Raw genomic sequence first — 14,169 nt, 5'->3', positions numbered from 1 at the left:
GGAATGAAGAGAAGAATCAACAACTGAAGGCAGAAAGAGGAATTTCTTTCGAAAGAATAGTTGTTGCAGTCGAGGAAGGTCATCTCCTTGATGTTGTTGATCACCCGAATATTGAGAAATATATAAACCAGAAAATTTTCATTGTCGACATTGAAGGTTACGCAATATGTGTTCCATTTGTTCAAGAGGCAAATGGGGATTTTTTCTTGAAAACTCTTTTTCCAAGCAGGAAGTACACAATGCAATTCAATTTGGAGAAAAAGAAATGAACAAGATTGAGGAAGCAGAACTTATCAAGTCGGTAGAAGCCGGTGAATGGACTTCCGTTGCAGATCTTGCCTCTATGAAAGAGAGGCTTGCGAAAGCTGCGGCGGAAACGGCTCTCAAAGACTATCGAATTAATGTAAGAATCTCAAAACGCGATGTGGAAGCCCTCAAGACCAAAGCACTTGAAGAAGGTATTCCCTACCAGACGCTTGTTACGAGTATCCTGCACAAGTATGTTACGGGAAGAATCATTGAAAAAAAAGAGAAGACATCCGCCTGACATCAAAATCAAACTGATTCGCTTCGCTCTTGTCTAATACTGGCGTTAAGGCTGCACAACACCTCAATGTTTCTCTTCAACCGCCAATGAAGCCACTGGGGGCTGGTAATGGATCCGAAAGGACGAAAGGAATCCGGGACGTCTTTGAGCAACGATAATAACGCCGCAACCCTCTTCCTTTCATTAGCCCGATAAGCAATCCTGCAATTTGAGGCGGAAATAGAGGTATGGAACGGGTTGGGGACGCTCTCGACAAACTCTACTTCCGCTCGCAGATCAGTTTTCCATTCCTGTTTGGTTACCAGGCAAGTCAGGGCAAAGAATCGGTGAAAGGGATATTGGTTGATCATGAACCGACAATCATGGCTCCACGTTCACTCTTTTTGTTTTTACCGGTAATATCGATAGCTTTCCAGAGCTTGTTTGACCCGGTTTTTCAATGGTTGGGCATATCAGCGATACACTCCAACGTAAAGAGAGCCTGCCAACAATTTCGATGTTTTATGGGATTCTCATTCGGATGTTTTTTCGTGATACCGATAAACATTATGTGCCGCATGTACATGCCGAATATCAGGGAAAAGTAGCTGTATACTCAATTCTTGACGGAGCACTTCTTGCAGGAGGTGTGCCACCGAACAAACACAAGCTGGTTGTTGCATGGATCGAGATTCATCAGGAAGATTTGCTTGCTGACTGGAATTTGGCTGTAAACGGCAAGAAACCATTTCCAATAAAAGGACTTGACCAATGAAAATTGCAGAAATTCATCCCCAACTTGATTGGGTGCTCTCCATCGTCGCTGAAGACGGTCGTGTTGGTCGTTTTGATGTTACACCTTACCTTGAGTATGAGGCGTTTGAAGAGCTTCGAAACCCTGATGAATTCATGAAGGTTGCCAATGGCGGATATTTTGTCGAATGGGAGTGTGGTGCTGATTTGTCAGCAGACACCATTGAAGCACGATGGCAGGTTGTTGGTAAAGCCACCTCGCAGGCAACTGCCTGACTCCCTCTGCTTTGTTCAATCGCAACCCAGTTATCAAGCTTTGAAAGAAGGATTACCATTCGATACTTCCACTGGCAGCATTCACCGGCAGAATTTAAGTTTCAGTAAAGGATTTCCCATAAGATAGTGGTCTCATAGACGGGGGCTTGTTCCCGATGCGGCCTGTTTTCAGAGCTTTTCGTGCAACAAATGAAATCATCCAATGGGCGCAATCCCGATGTTCTCGCCTATTTTCAGGAACTCGCAGAAACCTCACCTCTCAGGACGAATGACGACAAGTCTATGATAGCGATGAAGTACCGACACCTGGATAAAGTTTCGGGTAGTAGTATTCTTTCCAGTTTTTTGCAGGCACGTCCTCTTTCTCCGGGTATGGTTTCGTCGGACCTTATCTTCCCGTTTGGTTGTAATATGAGCCAGAAAATGGCAGTACAAAGAGCAATTCAGCATCCCGTCTCCCTGGTTCAGGGGCCGCCTGGCACCGGCAAGACCCAAACCATTCTGAACTTGATAAACATCAGGAGGGATCCGGAACGTTGTTCCGTAAGTAAAATAACTCTGCGATTATATTTGTCAAAAGCCCCAGTTCGCTGTGTGAGCCGAGGCGAACCAGTTCAAGGCAGTTGTCGTCGGTTTGGCGGTAGATCAAAATAAGGTCAGGCTTGACATGGCAATCCCGGCAATCGTTCAATGTGCCGATCAAGGGATGATCGACTGTGTTAGGAGGTAATGGTTTGTCCTCAATGAGAAGCTTGATCATCTGCGACAAAAGCGAATCGAGCTTTTTGCCGTGTTTTCCCGATTGCTCACGGCGATAATCGCGCTTGAATCGACTGGTGTATTTAATTGTCCTCATTCAATTCCGTGAACAGACCTTTTACAGTACGGGCGGTTTTCACTTCACCCCGTCGTGCAGCTTTAATCGCTTCAATCGTTTCCGAGTTCGGAATGAGCAACTCAAAAGGCAAGGCCTTTTCCGCGACCACTCTTTTCAGCATCAGCCTTACAGCATCCGATACCGTCAGTCCAATGCTTGCCAGCACAATCGATGCTTCAGCCTTGGTTTCAGCATCGATCCTTGCCCTTACAACAGAATTTTCCATAATACATTCAGTCCTTTTATTTGTTTGTAGCTACAATGTAGCGCAGATTAAGTGGAAAAACAACCTTTTTTCCAGCCAGGTTTCTGAAGATGCGAGGGGATGACATGTTGGGAGACATGAGCCGACAATCGCCTCCGCTCTTTCTGTCATTTTGTGTTTACTGGAAATATCAATAGCTTTACAGTAATTCAGGAAAAGAGTTACACAAAAAGAAGGTATTTGCTTTTTCTGAATCATACAGATCACTTGAAACAATGTCAGGTTGAATAAACCGTGGTCGAACTGCTACTCCTCCTCGCTGCAGTGTTTGCCATTGGCTTCGCTGCCGGTCATTACTACCGCGTCTATTCGCTGCAGAATCGAGCTGAAGCTAATTTGGCTGGCAGATTGATTGAGAACTTCCCCGCGCCGAGCTATCACCTCATGAACAATGTGACACTGAGGCGCAACAATGGGACAACCCAGGTCGATCACATTCTCATCGCACGTTCTGGCGTTTACGTGATCGAGACGAAGAACTACAAGGGCTGGATATTTGCGAACCCAAGGCACTCCATGTAGACCCAGGTTCTATTCAAGAGCAAGTTCAGGTTCCTGAATCCTGTTCACCAGAATTTTGGTCATGTTCGTGCGGTTCAATCACTCCTCGACTTCTTACCACCCGAGACGATTTCGTCTGCTGTTGTCTTTACGGGTAAGGCTGAGTTCAAGACTGAGTTACCGGATGGTGTATACTCAACGGCAAGCTTCATCAAGCACATACGAAACCAGACAACGGAAGTGATGTCGGAGAACCGCATGCAATTCTGCATCGGCAGATTGGAGGCCAACCGCTTGGCCTTGACACAACAAACCGATGTGGAACACCGGCAATATGTTCAGCGCAAGCATAGAGGGGTGTAACCCTGCCTCCGACCGGACGCTATGTTCTTGTTCAACAATTTCCGGGACGTCGTTGAATAACGATAGTAACTCCTCACCCCTCTTGCCTTCGTATTCCCGATAACTTCCAATATCTCAATCCGATACCGGCTTTTCAGTGATGAGGGGTTGACGACAAACTCTACATCCTCCCGTCGATCAGCATTCCGTCACTATCCTACCACCCAGCAAGCTTACCAGCGATTTGGGAAGAAGAGCGATGGGAAAAACATAAACCAACTATTTCTTTCCCTTTTTAGATTGTTTGTTTATACTGAAAAAATTTGTAATTATAACGTAAAGTGCTACGGGTCTGTTTTTCTACGGAACAAGCAGCCATGTTGATCAGTGCTTTGTTGGTACAGATGGATCTATTTATTGCTATGCTCCAAGGGGTAAAACATGAGGCTACTTGCAACCGCTGTGCTACTGCTTTTTACGAGCATGGCTAACGCCGAATCGTTCGGTTCCTTCGTCGGCAGGGTTGTGGCATCTTGGAACCCTGATGGAAGAACGATGACTCTCATTAAACCCTTTGCTTATATAGACCCTTCGGGTACACGCTGGGTTGCCCCATCAGGCTCTACAGTTGACGGTGCGTCTATTCCTAAACTCGCATGGTCAATTGTTGGTGGGCCTTTCGAAGGTAAATACAGGGAGGCATCCGTCATACATGATGTGGCATGTGTAGAAAAACGACATCCGTGGGAAAAAGTGCATTACACTTTCTATACTGGAATGCTTGCTTCTGGTGTAGCGAGCGCAAAGGCAAAGATCATGTTCGCAGCAGTCTACCATTTCGGTCCAAGGTGGTCCGAACCGAATGATAGAACTATTTACAAAGGCAAGTCCATCACCGATGAGTTCCCTTGTATCGATCCACCACCGCAAACTCTGAGTCCAGAGGATTTTCGGAAACTGTCGGATGAGATTGAAGCAAGAGAAGGCACGACTGACCCCGTGTCGCTTGAGCTAATTCGAAAATACAGGTGAGATGCAATGACACCGGGGGGAAATTCGGGACATCCTGTAAGCGCCGATGAAAACCGGTAGAAAGTAGAGAATGAAAGAGTTTTATATGAAAGGCATAGCCAGCCATCATGCTCCAGAGTCATGCCTCGATACACAGCAATGGTATGGGGAAGCGTTAACAGGGGAAAGCACAGGCACCCTATTGATCTCCAACCTCCAGATCGCTGTTCCTAAACCCCAATAACTCCATTCGAAACAGTCCGTTATCCTCTATTTCAACGACGAGGGGACAGGATATTATTAATCGTGCCCATCTGAGTTCAAGCACTATATAACGTTCGTGACAAACTCTACTTGCGTCGGCATTTCATTTAAAATCACAATTGGCGGTTTCAAGTGGTTCTCCTTTAAGGTCACAGCCAGTGACCTTAAAGAGCGGAAGAGGGCAGCATAGGAAATATCGCCCCTATGCTTTTACCGAACAGGGCATTGCAATGCTTTCAGCAGTTCTGAGAAGCGACACTGCCGTGAAGGTCAGTAGCCGCTATTCAACGACGAGGGGACATCATAACTAACTCTACTTGCATCAGCAGTTTCACAAGATTTGGCTTTATGTGGGATATGAAAGCCGGATAAAGACCTATACTGTTGATGTCACCGATAGCAAATATTCTATCGGAGCTGACAGGTAATCTGGCAGCACTGCTTTTCATGATTAACTGAAATATCTGTACCTTTAGAGTACTTCATTGGGACGGAGCGGTAATTCATGCCGCAAGTGTTTCACCAAAAAATACATTATCCGATATGAGCACAATCTCTATTGCCGACATTCTTGAACTTCCGGTTCAGGAGCGCATTCGTCTCGTTGAGCTTATCTGGGATAGCGTTGCGGCAGTGCCTGAAGCGCTGGAGATTTCTCCTTCGCTCAAGGCTGAACTTGACATGCGACTTGCGGAATTTGAGGCCAATCCGGAAGCTGGCTACTCCTGGGATCAAGTGAAATCCCATCTTAAAGACGGCTCATGGCGTACCGCCTGAAATTTTCGGCACGAGCGTTACGTGAAACAGGTGAGGCTCAAGAGTGGTACGAATTGCAGAGCCCCGGTCTTGGTAAAGAATTTATTGCCGCGCTGGAGCTACAGCTAAAACGACTTGAGCAAGCACCTTTGCTCTACACTGAGGTCATTCCGAAAGTTCGCCGTGCTCTCCTTCCCCGCTTTCCTTACGGTTTGTTTTATGTGCTGCAGGGTAATGTTGTACATGTATTGGCAGTTTTACATGACGCACGTAACACGACCAGTTGGCCAAAAAAACGCTGACCATCATTATCGATTTTCAAATCAGTTCAACTTCCGCGACTCTGTAACCCCAATAACTTCTCGCCCTTTTCCTCTGATTATCCTGCTAACTCCAATCAATTCAATCTGATGCCTGCTTTTTATCGACGAGGGGTGAGTAGGCCAGAGGAGTTTCACCTTCAGCCTCTTGCAGAACCGGACATGAACCTCTCGGCTCTTGCGGCTCCAGTTATGGGGGAAAGTCGAAGCTGCCAACAATTTCAACTTCCGCAATACGCTTTTTGCCTGAGCTTGAAAATGCCTCCTGCTCTGTAGAGAATTACGCTTTTAATGTGTATTATGGGGATTAACCTTGCAAATCACGGAATGACTATCCATAATTGCGCAGATGATTGCCAGAGATCTACATGAGAAGCTTGTCGACACCCTTCAGCATTTTCCGGCAGTAGCGCTGCTTGGCCCTCGCCAGGTGGGAAAAACCACCCTTGCACTTGAGATCGGCCATTCGCGAAATTCACTTTATCTTGATCTGGAATCAGAACAGGACAGAGCAAAAATGGCGCAGCCCGAGTTTTATCTCTCTGACCATCAGGACAAGCTTGTCATCATTGACGAGGTTCATCGTGCTCCAGGTCTTTTTCCTGTTCTTCGGGGTCTTATTGACCGTAGTCGCCGTGCAGGAAGGAAAAACGGGCAATATCTCCTTCTCGGATCGGCCTCCCTTGATCTGCTAAAACAGTCCGGTGAGACTCTGGCCGGTCGTATTGCTTATCTGGAACTTACCCCGTTTACCGTGTTGGAAACGCCTGAATTTCCTTCCGATGAGTTGTGGGTTCGCGGTGGATTTCCGGATAGTCTGCTTGCCGGTAGCAGCTCGGAAAGCCTTCGTTGGCGGCAGAACTTTATTCGTACCTACCTTGAGCGGGATATTCCCCAGTTTGGGCCGCGCATAGCTGCCGAAACCTTGCGAAGATTCTGGATTATGCTTGCCCATAACCAGGGTGGATTATTGAATTCATCGCAGTTTGCCAGGAATCTTGGTATTGATGTCAAAACAGTTAACAGTTACATCGACCTGCTGGTTGATCTGCTGCTTGTTCGTCGTCTCACTCCATGGCACAGCAACTTTGGCAAGCGTCTGGTCAAGGCTCCGAAAGTTTATGTGCGAGACAGTGGACTTCTTCACGCACTTCTCACCATACCAGACAAGGAAGCGCTTCTGTCTCATCCTGTTGTCGGACAAAGCTGGGAGGGATTTGTAATTGAAAATATCCTTGGATCTGTTTCAGACGATGTTCAGGCCTGTTTTTATCGCACAGCCGGAGGTGGAGAGGTTGACCTGTTGCTCTCCTGGCCGAACGGCAACTTGTGGGCCGTTGAAATAAAACGCAGTGTGACGCCAAAGCTGGAGCGAGGGTTTCACTCGGCCTGTACAGATCTCAATCCTTCTCGCAAGTATGTTGTCTATCCTGGAAGCGAACGATACAGAATGGCATTGGATGCAGAGGCAATTTCATTGATTGATATGGTGCGGGAGCTGCATGCTATCGGTGAATGACTCGGCGAAGGGATGTTGCCGATAAACTCTACTTGCCTCCTCCGATCAGCATCTGACAGCCTGGTTCAGTATCGATCGCTTCATAACAATCCCGTCTTCAGGAACTACTATTCCGGTTTTCAAGTTGTTCCCCTCAGTGATCTTCCTGAAAATCTGAACATCTTATATCCGGAACTCCGGACTTGATGGAGTGAGTGGATGAATGTTGAGACCATCCACAAAGATCCGGATCCCTTTCAGGAACGCTTCAATGCAATGGTGAACGTTACATGGAAACCAGATGGATAACTCCTTGACCGCTCTTCCGGAAAACATTGTTATTTTTGACGGTGTGTGCAATCTGTGCGAATTTTCGGTGAATTTTATTTTTGAGCACGATACCGTCGGGCATTTCTCTTTCACGCCTGCCCAGTCTCCTCCTGGAGCGTCGTTACTCAAGCATTTTGGCATCAATACTTCGCGCCTTGACACCGTCGTTCTTGTCAGGGGTGACCGCGCCTTTACCCGAAGTGCCGCTGCTATTGAAATCGCCTCCAGACTCGATATGCCATGGAATCTGCTCACCCTGTTCCAGGCGGTTCCCGAATTCCTGCGGGATGTGATCTACGATCTGATAGCGCAGAACCGATATCAGCTGTTCGGGAAAAAAGATCAATGCATGTTGCCGTCCGAAGGGTTGCGCAGGCGTTTTCTCGAACAACTGCCGGGATAGCCAGCCATCGCAAGCGACATCGACCTCTTCATTGGAAAAGAATAAAAACCATGTCAGACAACACAGCGGGTCGTTTTTTTGCATATCTGAACTGGCTTCTCAATCCATTCCATGGTTTGGAGACGACGGAAGTCTATGATCTGATTGGTACCACTTCTCTTACCGAGCACAGGCTCTATCTGAATCTTGGTTACTGGCGGGATGTGGATACCATCGATGATGCCAGTGAAGCGCTTGCTCTTCTGGTGGCGAAACGGGGCGGCATGGCTGCAGGTGATATAGTGCTGGATTGCGGGTATGGCTTTGGCGATCAGGATATCCTCTGGGCCAGGACCATGAAACCTGAAAAAATCATCGGGCTGAATATTACAAGGTCTCAGGTGGAACGGGCGCGGATGAATGTTGCCGATGCAGGGCTCGGGAGGACGATAGATTTAAGGGAAGGTTCGGCAACAAAGATGCCGATTGCAAATGAATCCATCGATCTGGTTGTTTCCCTTGAAAGTGCTTTCCACTACAGGAGCCGTGAGGATTTTTTCAAGGAGGCGTATCGGGTGTTACGACCGGGAGGAAGGTTGGTGACAGCGGACATTGTTCCGACAGAAAACTCCGATAATCTTTTCAGGCGGATGGAGCAATGGATTTCATGGAGACTTGTAGCCGGCAAATTCAATATTCCGCAGAAAAACTACTATCTGATTCCGTCCTACACCGGTAAGCTCTTGAGCGCAGGCTTCGTCGGTATCGACATCAAATCAATACGCGACGATGTCTATCAGCCTCTTCATGAGTATCTGGCAAGAGATCACACGTTTGTCAGGAAGCTGCCTCCGGTTGCCATGATTCTCGCAAAATCAGCATTGCAACGCTCTGCAGAGAGTGTCTACGCCGGCCTGGACTATATTCTCTCTTATGCTGAAAAGCCGGAGAAATCCGGGTGACATCCTGAATCGATGAAAACAGAGTGAAGACCATAACTTCCGGGACGTTCAACGGTTTGGGGACTATGACGACAAACTCTACTTGCCTCGGCAGTTCAGCATCATAATCCACCAACCAACGAGTGAATTCAGCGGATGCAAGTGGCTGCGGTGTGGATTAAGGTAGATTCGGTAAAATAATCTAATGCCATAAGGGTATATGGAGAATACAGAGATATGAATAATCACCCGAATAATCCATTGCATGGAGTAACTCTTGAAAAAATACTCTGTGATCTTGTCAATCACTACGGCTGGGATGAGCTCTATAAAATGATAGAAATTCGTTGTTTTTATAATGATCCAAGTATCAAGTCAAGCCTGAAATTCTTGCGAAAAACAACTTGGGCCAGGGTAAAAATTGAAGAAATATATATAGACTTGATTGGTCAAGAAAAGAAAGAAATGTGAAGGTAGGCGTTGCGAATTATTAATGGGGGCATCCCGTAAGCACCGATGAAAACAGGCAAAGAGCAGAGATTGCAAGAGCCTTGCATGAAAGACATAAGCACCAATCACGACCCGAGTTATGCCTCGGTACTCTGACGATTCGGGATTTCGGCAACCACCGAGACGGCAAATTCCGCTCCCCCTTGTGCGCTATATCCATCTCAACCAATTGCGAGTGGGAGTGGTGGAATCGCTTGATTCATGGACATTTTTTGATTTATCTGGAGGGATGTGTTATTCTTACTGGTAATACGTAATACCGGAGAGGAAAATGAAAGTAACTACAAAAGGGCAGGTGACGATACCTGTTACCATACGGGAAAAGTTAGGGATAACCTCTGAAACAGAAGTCGATTTTCTGCAAGAGGGGGATCGCATCGTGATGGTAAAACGAAAAGACGCAATGCCAGCGAGTCGAAAATTTAAAAAGCTTCGGGGGATTGCGACTGTCAAAATGACTACGGGCGAAATCATGGCGCTCACAAGAGATGTATGAACGGTCTGCTTGTTGATTCAAATATCATCCTGGATGTTTTTCTCGATGATCCTGTTTGGGCTGATTGGTCGGAGACCGCTCTTTCTGAATATGCCAGTCATACCCCTTTATTCATCAATCAAATCATCTATTCCGAAATTTCCATCGGGTTTAAAAAGATTGAGGAACTGGAGGTGGCGATTTCGTCAAGCGGATTTCAGATGCTGGAAATTCCAAAGGAAGCCCTTTTTCTTGCGGGTAAAGCGTTTCTCAACTATCGAAAGCATAAAGGTGAAAAGAGGTCTCCTTTGCCGGACTTTTTTATCGGTGCACATGCAGCAGTATCAGGTCTTGAATTAATCACACGAGATAAAAACAGATATCAAACCTATTTTCCGTCAGTCAGAATCATTTCTCCCGAATAATCGATCAGCAGCCATCTTTGTCATGGACTCAGTGACGTTGTTCTGTAATCACAATAACTCCTCGCCATTCTCCCCCCCCGTCATCTCGTTAACCCCAATATCTTCAATCAGATACCCTCTTTTTAACGACGAGGGGACGTTGCCGACAAACTCTACTTGTTTCCGCATTTCGGCCTTTCATCACTATTAAATTGGGGGACAGGAATAACTCACCTTGTCTTTCTGCCAATCCCCCCTCCGCAGGAGCTATGGGAAATCCCGATGCGTTGTGATTGAGGTATTGGCCAGCCATGAACTGACCGCTGCACTTCTCTATTTTCAGTATTGTCGAAAATATCCATACCTTTAAAGAAACCAAATATTCCATATCTGTATTCAGGACGGTAAAATTCTTCCACGAAGCTCCGCTTCGTGGAAGAATCGATTGCATAATGCATTAATACTTCGTAGCTCTGCTGCGAGGATTTTTTATTACTGTTTTTGCCTCTGCTATGTCAACTTCGGCATTTGCCGCTCCTGCCATTCTTGATGTCGGCGTTAGTACAAGCCAGACTAATTGGGTTTTTAACCCGCCGCAGCAGAACCCGGAGGTTAAATTCTGGATGCGGGTTCAGCGACAGGGCAATCTTAGTCGGTTTGGCACGTTCGATTACTATTTCAAGGTTCAGGTGTTTCGGCCGGATGGAACGGAGGTGTGGAATACCACCTATGGCTTCAGTGAAGAGGGGTATTCGGAACAGGTGTTCAGCCTACCGATTCTTTTTTACGAACGGAGTGCCGACCGTGCGCATCCCTCATTTGGCACGTGGCGGATTCGCGTTGCTATGACAGAGAAGGATTCTGGTAACGAGGTGTCGGCTAAAGAGTATCTATTCAACTTTAGTGACGGCAGAAACAGATGAACCAATAAATAACGGTTCGGGGGCATATCCACCCATCCTGCCCCCGAACCATGGTTCGACACTCCCGACGAGCCGCGATATTGGCAACCCCCGAAACAGGATATCCCGGCCCCTCTCTTGACCCCCAAACTCCCCACCATCCGCCGAATGCTCCATACGCATCCCAACTTCTGTCCGCTTCCGGGGCGTTGTTCTGTAACCTCAATAACTCCACACTCCTCTGGAGCTTGAAAAGTCCCGATTTGTCGTGACTGAGGTATTGGTCAAGCATGACTTGACCGTAGTGCCCGACCCTTTTGTGTTTACAGGAAATATTGATAGTTTTACAGTGTTTTATCGATAGCTATAACTGATCCACCTAAACAAACTCAGGCGAATCGGGACCGGCCTCTCCTTCATCATTTTTCCGATTGTCTTCTTCTTTGCCTTTTCGGTTCATCCGGGTTTGCTGCACCCTCGCCTGCTTGGTCCATCGGAGCTTATCCTGAGAGCGCGGGGAGATGGCTTGCTTCAGTTCGCCCATACCCTGGTGACGCTCAATACGACGCTGCTTATTGTCACTGCGCTGCATTTCATGAAGCTGCTTGATCGCAGTTCCGGCGCATGGGCGGGGTTCATTGGAGGAGCACTGGCGATATTGGGTGCGGTGGCGCTGGCAGAGCCTTCTCTTTCTGGTCGGAGTGCTCCTGATCGGAACTCCTGACGGCGTTGAAGTCATCAACCTCGCCGCCGCACTCCTGCTGACCATTGCATTTGTTCCCTATGGCATCCATATCATCCAGAGCGCTTTAAACCCGACACCTGCCGACGAGAATTGACAACTGATTATTCTTGTGCCAGCAGTTCAGTATTCCAGCACTATTCGGTTATCCTGCATCATGCCAGAAAAAAATCCTGGTCATGATGAAACATACCCATCGCCTGGGATATCACCATCTTTGGGTAAGGGAGCTGACGGTCTGAACCGCGTCATTGAAAGTTCACTATGAAAAGTCGCACAAAGATATCAAATTTGATATATTTTTCGCATGAGATACAATGTTGAAGTGATGTCGCCAGCAGTGGATTTCATAAACTCACTTTCTCCGAAACTACGGGCGAAAGCATTGCGGCAATTGAACTGCTCAAAGAGTTTGGCTTCAGGCTTGGTGAGCCTCATTCCAAAACACTCGCAGGCACAGATGGGCTTAAAGAGCTTCGGATAAAGGTCGGCTCCGATATCTGCAGGATATTTTACTTCCATCACAAAAACACCCTCTATGTTGCAACATCAGGCTACATCAAAAAAGAGATGAAAACAGATCATGGCGAAATTGAGAGGGCTCAAAAATTACGTGAGATTTTTGAAAAGGAGATGTTACAATGAAGACAACAAAATTTGAGGATCTGCTTGCAGAGAATCTCAAAGATAAAGAGTTTAAAAAAGAGTATGAAGCTCTCAAAGAGGAGTTCGAAGTTGCCAAAGAGATTATCCGTCTCCGATTAACTGCCGGTATGACTCAGAAAGAGCTTGCAAGGAAAGCTCATACATCGCAGGCTGCAATTTCGCGGTTGGAATCAGGAAATTACAGAAACGTCAGTCTGGCATTTCTTCGCCGCGTCGGAGCAGTACTGGGAGTAAAGCCACATGTTAGTTTTCAGTAGCAGGTTCTGAGTAACTGAGCAGTTTAGTCGCTAACGAGCAGGGCTAATCTGAAATTCTTCCGGTGTCAATTTCCCTGGCTTTTTTTCCAGGGAGTTCCGTTGCTGCCACGGAGTGCGACCGGAAGGAGCAGGATAATAAAGAGGATATCGCGGAGAATCGGGCCGATACCGATCTCCTCTTTCAGTCCGTACCATTCTGAAAGGAACTCAAAGCAGCCGCACTCATGTTCAAGCCCCCGCATGAGACTGTTTGTCATGGCGGCGATGAAGATCGCCATCATGCAGAGCAATAGCGAGGCGCTGACCCGCGAAAAAAGGTCAATGAGAAGCATGATTCCGCAGAGCAGTTCAAAAAGGGCGACAAGGAGCGCAACTGCAGGGATGATGAGTGAGGGCAGAATCTGGTATTCCGCGATGACAAGCTCGAAATAGTTCAGATCAAGGAGCTTTTCCCCACCTGAAAGGATGAATAACATACCGAGTATCAGCCTCAGCGCTGTAATCAGACCTGATGGAAAACAAATCCTTGCCATAGGCACTCTTATCTCTCCTTGTTTATACTCACCCTTCCACCGGGAATCCGGCATTGACCCATTCGACAAGACCGCCAGAAAAAACCCTGACACTCCTGTACCCTTTCTTTATAAGCATTTTGGCAACATGCCGGGCCTTGCCGCAACTGGCATTGGCGCAATAGACAATAACAGGGGAGTTAACGGCCTGTTTATTTCTGAAATCCGGAAACTGCTCGTCAAAGCGGCTGTCCGAAAGAGAGAGGGCCCCCTTGATGTGCAATTTGTAATAGGCATACTCGGAACGAGCATCGACAAAACATGCCGAATGGGTGTCAAAAATCGCTTTGGCGGCCGAGAGCGTGAGTTCGCCGCTCTCTTCTTTCGCAAGCGCTGACGGTGCTGCTGCATGGAGAGGTGACAGGGCAGGCGAAACGCCTGAAATCAACAGAGCTGCTGCGATCAGCGCTATCCGTAACGGTTTTTCAGACATAGAGTTAAAGGTATGGTTGAATATGGAGCATATACTGCAACCCGGTCTGCCAATATAAAAATTCCGATTGTAACCTTTTCCGGTATGATGAACGAACAGCCATGTATCCTCAATAATTCATGACGCCCAAAATTGGGGGTATTGCATTCCAAAAATAAGTTTGGCG

At 47.1% G+C, this 14,169-nt stretch carries 24 protein-coding genes and 2 pseudogenes; 20 read left to right on the top strand and 6 right to left on the bottom strand.

Annotated features, from left to right (window positions below):
* From BOO20_RS10160 to BOO20_RS13395, 5 genes are all read left to right on the top strand, one after another.
* Positions 1-269 (top strand): toxin (locus BOO20_RS10160; protein ID WP_076792472.1); only part of this gene is annotated, 269 nt, incomplete at its 5' end.
* Positions 266-547, top strand: a complete 282-nt coding sequence (locus BOO20_RS10155; RefSeq protein WP_076792470.1) for an antitoxin — start codon at positions 266-268, stop codon at positions 545-547. The genes BOO20_RS10160 and BOO20_RS10155, both read left to right, overlap by 4 nt.
* Positions 548-1,043: 496 nt before the next feature.
* Positions 1,044-1,301, top strand: coding sequence for a DUF4160 domain-containing protein (locus BOO20_RS10145; RefSeq protein WP_076792467.1), 258 nt, complete (start codon positions 1,044-1,046; stop codon positions 1,299-1,301).
* Positions 1,298-1,555 carry a DUF2442 domain-containing protein gene (locus BOO20_RS10140; protein WP_076792466.1) on the top strand — a complete coding sequence of 86 codons (258 nt, stop codon included), beginning with the start codon at positions 1,298-1,300 and terminating at the stop codon, positions 1,553-1,555. Before BOO20_RS10145 ends, BOO20_RS10140 begins: the two co-directional genes overlap by 4 nt.
* Positions 1,556-1,744: 189 nt before the next feature.
* Positions 1,745-2,209 carry an AAA domain-containing protein gene (locus BOO20_RS13395; protein WP_083694643.1) on the top strand — a complete coding sequence of 155 codons (465 nt, stop codon included), beginning with the start codon at positions 1,745-1,747 and terminating at the stop codon, positions 2,207-2,209.
* Here the strand turns inward: BOO20_RS13395 and BOO20_RS10130 are convergent.
* Both BOO20_RS10130 and BOO20_RS10125 read right to left on the bottom strand, forming a co-directional pair.
* A pseudogene (locus tag BOO20_RS10130) lies at positions 2,133-2,411 on the bottom strand (type II toxin-antitoxin system YafQ family toxin); the annotation flags it as partial. The gene BOO20_RS13395 and the pseudogene BOO20_RS10130 overlap by 77 nt on opposite strands.
* Positions 2,398-2,661 carry a type II toxin-antitoxin system RelB/DinJ family antitoxin gene (locus tag BOO20_RS10125; RefSeq protein WP_144277159.1) on the bottom strand — a complete coding sequence of 88 codons (264 nt, stop codon included), beginning with the start codon at positions 2,659-2,661 and terminating at the stop codon, positions 2,398-2,400. The gene BOO20_RS10125 and the pseudogene BOO20_RS10130, both read right to left, overlap by 14 nt.
* Before the next feature lie 270 nt (positions 2,662-2,931).
* Here BOO20_RS10125 and BOO20_RS12635 point away from each other — a divergent pair, with 270 nt between their 5' ends.
* From BOO20_RS12635 to BOO20_RS10060, 12 genes and pseudogenes are all read left to right on the top strand, one after another.
* Positions 2,932-3,219 carry a nuclease-related domain-containing protein gene (locus tag BOO20_RS12635; RefSeq protein ID WP_083694641.1) on the top strand — a complete coding sequence of 96 codons (288 nt, stop codon included), beginning with the start codon at positions 2,932-2,934 and terminating at the stop codon, positions 3,217-3,219.
* 762 nt (positions 3,220-3,981) lie between these two features.
* The gene (locus BOO20_RS10115; protein ID WP_076792460.1) at positions 3,982-4,572 is read left to right on the top strand and encodes a DUF1353 domain-containing protein; all 591 of its coding nucleotides are present in this window, start codon (positions 3,982-3,984) and stop codon (positions 4,570-4,572) included.
* Positions 4,573-4,958: 386 nt separating this feature from the next.
* A pseudogene (locus BOO20_RS13160) lies at positions 4,959-5,096 on the top strand (ORF6N domain-containing protein); the annotation flags it as partial.
* Positions 5,097-5,358: 262 nt separating this feature from the next.
* Positions 5,359-5,592, top strand: coding sequence for an addiction module protein (locus tag BOO20_RS10105; RefSeq protein ID WP_076792458.1), 234 nt, complete (start codon positions 5,359-5,361; stop codon positions 5,590-5,592).
* Positions 5,577-5,873, top strand: coding sequence for a type II toxin-antitoxin system RelE/ParE family toxin (locus BOO20_RS10100; protein WP_076792457.1), 297 nt, complete (start codon positions 5,577-5,579; stop codon positions 5,871-5,873). The genes BOO20_RS10105 and BOO20_RS10100 overlap by 16 nt, the downstream gene beginning before the upstream one ends.
* A 367-nt stretch (positions 5,874-6,240) precedes the next feature.
* A complete protein-coding gene (locus tag BOO20_RS10095; protein ID WP_076792455.1) occupies positions 6,241-7,410 on the top strand; it encodes an ATP-binding protein in 1,170 nt (389 codons plus the stop codon).
* 280 nt (positions 7,411-7,690) lie between these two features.
* Positions 7,691-8,122, top strand: coding sequence for a thiol-disulfide oxidoreductase DCC family protein (locus tag BOO20_RS10090; protein WP_076792454.1), 432 nt, complete (start codon positions 7,691-7,693; stop codon positions 8,120-8,122).
* A gap of 50 nt (positions 8,123-8,172) precedes the next feature.
* Positions 8,173-9,063, top strand: coding sequence for a class I SAM-dependent methyltransferase (locus tag BOO20_RS10085; protein WP_076792452.1), 891 nt, complete (start codon positions 8,173-8,175; stop codon positions 9,061-9,063).
* Positions 9,064-9,279: 216 nt separating this feature from the next.
* Complete coding sequence (locus BOO20_RS10080; RefSeq protein ID WP_006366112.1) at positions 9,280-9,513, top strand: VF530 family DNA-binding protein; 234 nt, start codon at positions 9,280-9,282, stop codon at positions 9,511-9,513.
* A 310-nt stretch (positions 9,514-9,823) separates the two neighbouring features.
* On the top strand, positions 9,824-10,048 hold the full coding sequence (locus BOO20_RS10075) for an AbrB/MazE/SpoVT family DNA-binding domain-containing protein (protein WP_076792451.1): 225 nt from the start codon (positions 9,824-9,826) through the stop codon (positions 10,046-10,048).
* Positions 10,045-10,452: a type II toxin-antitoxin system VapC family toxin gene (locus tag BOO20_RS10070; protein WP_076792449.1), complete on the top strand. Its 408-nt coding sequence runs from the start codon at positions 10,045-10,047 to the stop codon at positions 10,450-10,452. The genes BOO20_RS10075 and BOO20_RS10070 overlap by 4 nt, the downstream gene beginning before the upstream one ends.
* A 491-nt stretch (positions 10,453-10,943) precedes the next feature.
* The gene (locus BOO20_RS10060) at positions 10,944-11,354 is read left to right on the top strand and encodes a hypothetical protein (RefSeq protein ID WP_076792446.1); all 411 of its coding nucleotides are present in this window, start codon (positions 10,944-10,946) and stop codon (positions 11,352-11,354) included.
* Here BOO20_RS10060 and BOO20_RS12785 read toward each other — a convergent pair.
* Together BOO20_RS12785 and BOO20_RS10055 are read right to left on the bottom strand one after the other, a co-directional pair.
* Positions 11,332-11,625, bottom strand: a complete 294-nt coding sequence (locus tag BOO20_RS12785) for a hypothetical protein (protein ID WP_144277158.1) — start codon at positions 11,623-11,625, stop codon at positions 11,332-11,334. The two genes, BOO20_RS10060 and BOO20_RS12785, sit on opposite strands and share 23 nt — an antisense overlap.
* An 87-nt stretch (positions 11,626-11,712) precedes the next feature.
* Positions 11,713-11,925, bottom strand: coding sequence for a hypothetical protein (locus BOO20_RS10055; RefSeq protein ID WP_076792444.1), 213 nt, complete (start codon positions 11,923-11,925; stop codon positions 11,713-11,715).
* A gap of 13 nt (positions 11,926-11,938) precedes the next feature.
* Between BOO20_RS10055 and BOO20_RS12780 the strand changes: the two genes are divergently transcribed.
* From BOO20_RS12780 to BOO20_RS10045, 3 genes are all read left to right on the top strand, one after another.
* The gene (locus BOO20_RS12780) at positions 11,939-12,172 is read left to right on the top strand and encodes a hypothetical protein (RefSeq protein ID WP_144277157.1); all 234 of its coding nucleotides are present in this window, start codon (positions 11,939-11,941) and stop codon (positions 12,170-12,172) included.
* 287 nt (positions 12,173-12,459) lie between these two features.
* On the top strand, positions 12,460-12,720 hold the full coding sequence (locus BOO20_RS10050; protein ID WP_198935442.1) for a type II toxin-antitoxin system RelE/ParE family toxin: 261 nt from the start codon (positions 12,460-12,462) through the stop codon (positions 12,718-12,720).
* Entirely contained in the window at positions 12,717-12,998 is a 282-nt protein-coding gene (locus BOO20_RS10045) for a helix-turn-helix domain-containing protein (RefSeq protein ID WP_076792443.1), read from the top strand. Before BOO20_RS10050 ends, BOO20_RS10045 begins: the two co-directional genes overlap by 4 nt.
* A gap of 65 nt (positions 12,999-13,063) precedes the next feature.
* Here the strand turns inward: BOO20_RS10045 and BOO20_RS10040 are convergent, their stop codons facing one another.
* Both BOO20_RS10040 and BOO20_RS10035 read right to left on the bottom strand, forming a co-directional pair.
* Positions 13,064-13,531, bottom strand: coding sequence for a MauE/DoxX family redox-associated membrane protein (locus tag BOO20_RS10040; protein ID WP_076792441.1), 468 nt, complete (start codon positions 13,529-13,531; stop codon positions 13,064-13,066).
* 28 nt (positions 13,532-13,559) lie between these two features.
* A complete protein-coding gene (locus tag BOO20_RS10035; protein WP_076792440.1) occupies positions 13,560-14,003 on the bottom strand; it encodes a rhodanese-like domain-containing protein in 444 nt (147 codons plus the stop codon).
* Positions 14,004-14,169 lie beyond the last annotated feature (166 nt).

Origin of the sequence: Chlorobium sp. KB01, from assembly GCF_001975465.1 — a bacterium.
Classification (GTDB): domain Bacteria; phylum Bacteroidota; class Chlorobiia; order Chlorobiales; family Chlorobiaceae; genus Chlorobium.
This window is presented reverse-complemented; position numbering and strand designations above follow the sequence as displayed.

Bases quoted from the DNA above. Each gene is read 5' to 3' on its own strand.
- BOO20_RS10155 (WP_076792470.1), top strand. From the start codon at position 266: ATGAACAAGATTGAGGAAGCAGAACTTATCAAGTCGGTAGAAGCCGGT.
- BOO20_RS10145 (WP_076792467.1), top strand. From the start codon at position 1,044: ATGTTTTATGGGATTCTCATTCGGATGTTTTTTCGTGATACCGATAAA.
- BOO20_RS10140 (WP_076792466.1), top strand. From the start codon at position 1,298: ATGAAAATTGCAGAAATTCATCCCCAACTTGATTGGGTGCTCTCCATC.
- BOO20_RS13395 (WP_083694643.1), top strand. From the start codon at position 1,745: ATGAAATCATCCAATGGGCGCAATCCCGATGTTCTCGCCTATTTTCAG.
- BOO20_RS10115 (WP_076792460.1), top strand. From the start codon at position 3,982: ATGAGGCTACTTGCAACCGCTGTGCTACTGCTTTTTACGAGCATGGCT.
- BOO20_RS10105 (WP_076792458.1), top strand. From the start codon at position 5,359: ATGAGCACAATCTCTATTGCCGACATTCTTGAACTTCCGGTTCAGGAG.
- BOO20_RS10100 (WP_076792457.1), top strand. From the start codon at position 5,577: ATGGCGTACCGCCTGAAATTTTCGGCACGAGCGTTACGTGAAACAGGT.
- BOO20_RS10095 (WP_076792455.1), top strand. From the start codon at position 6,241: ATGATTGCCAGAGATCTACATGAGAAGCTTGTCGACACCCTTCAGCAT.
- BOO20_RS10090 (WP_076792454.1), top strand. From the start codon at position 7,691: ATGGATAACTCCTTGACCGCTCTTCCGGAAAACATTGTTATTTTTGAC.
- BOO20_RS10085 (WP_076792452.1), top strand. From the start codon at position 8,173: ATGTCAGACAACACAGCGGGTCGTTTTTTTGCATATCTGAACTGGCTT.
- BOO20_RS10080 (WP_006366112.1), top strand. From the start codon at position 9,280: ATGAATAATCACCCGAATAATCCATTGCATGGAGTAACTCTTGAAAAA.
- BOO20_RS10075 (WP_076792451.1), top strand. From the start codon at position 9,824: ATGAAAGTAACTACAAAAGGGCAGGTGACGATACCTGTTACCATACGG.
- BOO20_RS10070 (WP_076792449.1), top strand. From the start codon at position 10,045: ATGAACGGTCTGCTTGTTGATTCAAATATCATCCTGGATGTTTTTCTC.
- BOO20_RS10060 (WP_076792446.1), top strand. From the start codon at position 10,944: ATGTCAACTTCGGCATTTGCCGCTCCTGCCATTCTTGATGTCGGCGTT.
- BOO20_RS12785 (WP_144277158.1), bottom strand. From the start codon at position 11,625: ATGCTTGACCAATACCTCAGTCACGACAAATCGGGACTTTTCAAGCTC.
- BOO20_RS10055 (WP_076792444.1), bottom strand. From the start codon at position 11,925: ATGCAGCGCAGTGACAATAAGCAGCGTCGTATTGAGCGTCACCAGGGT.
- BOO20_RS10045 (WP_076792443.1), top strand. From the start codon at position 12,717: ATGAAGACAACAAAATTTGAGGATCTGCTTGCAGAGAATCTCAAAGAT.
- BOO20_RS10040 (WP_076792441.1), bottom strand. From the start codon at position 13,531: ATGGCAAGGATTTGTTTTCCATCAGGTCTGATTACAGCGCTGAGGCTG.
- BOO20_RS10035 (WP_076792440.1), bottom strand. From the start codon at position 14,003: ATGTCTGAAAAACCGTTACGGATAGCGCTGATCGCAGCAGCTCTGTTG.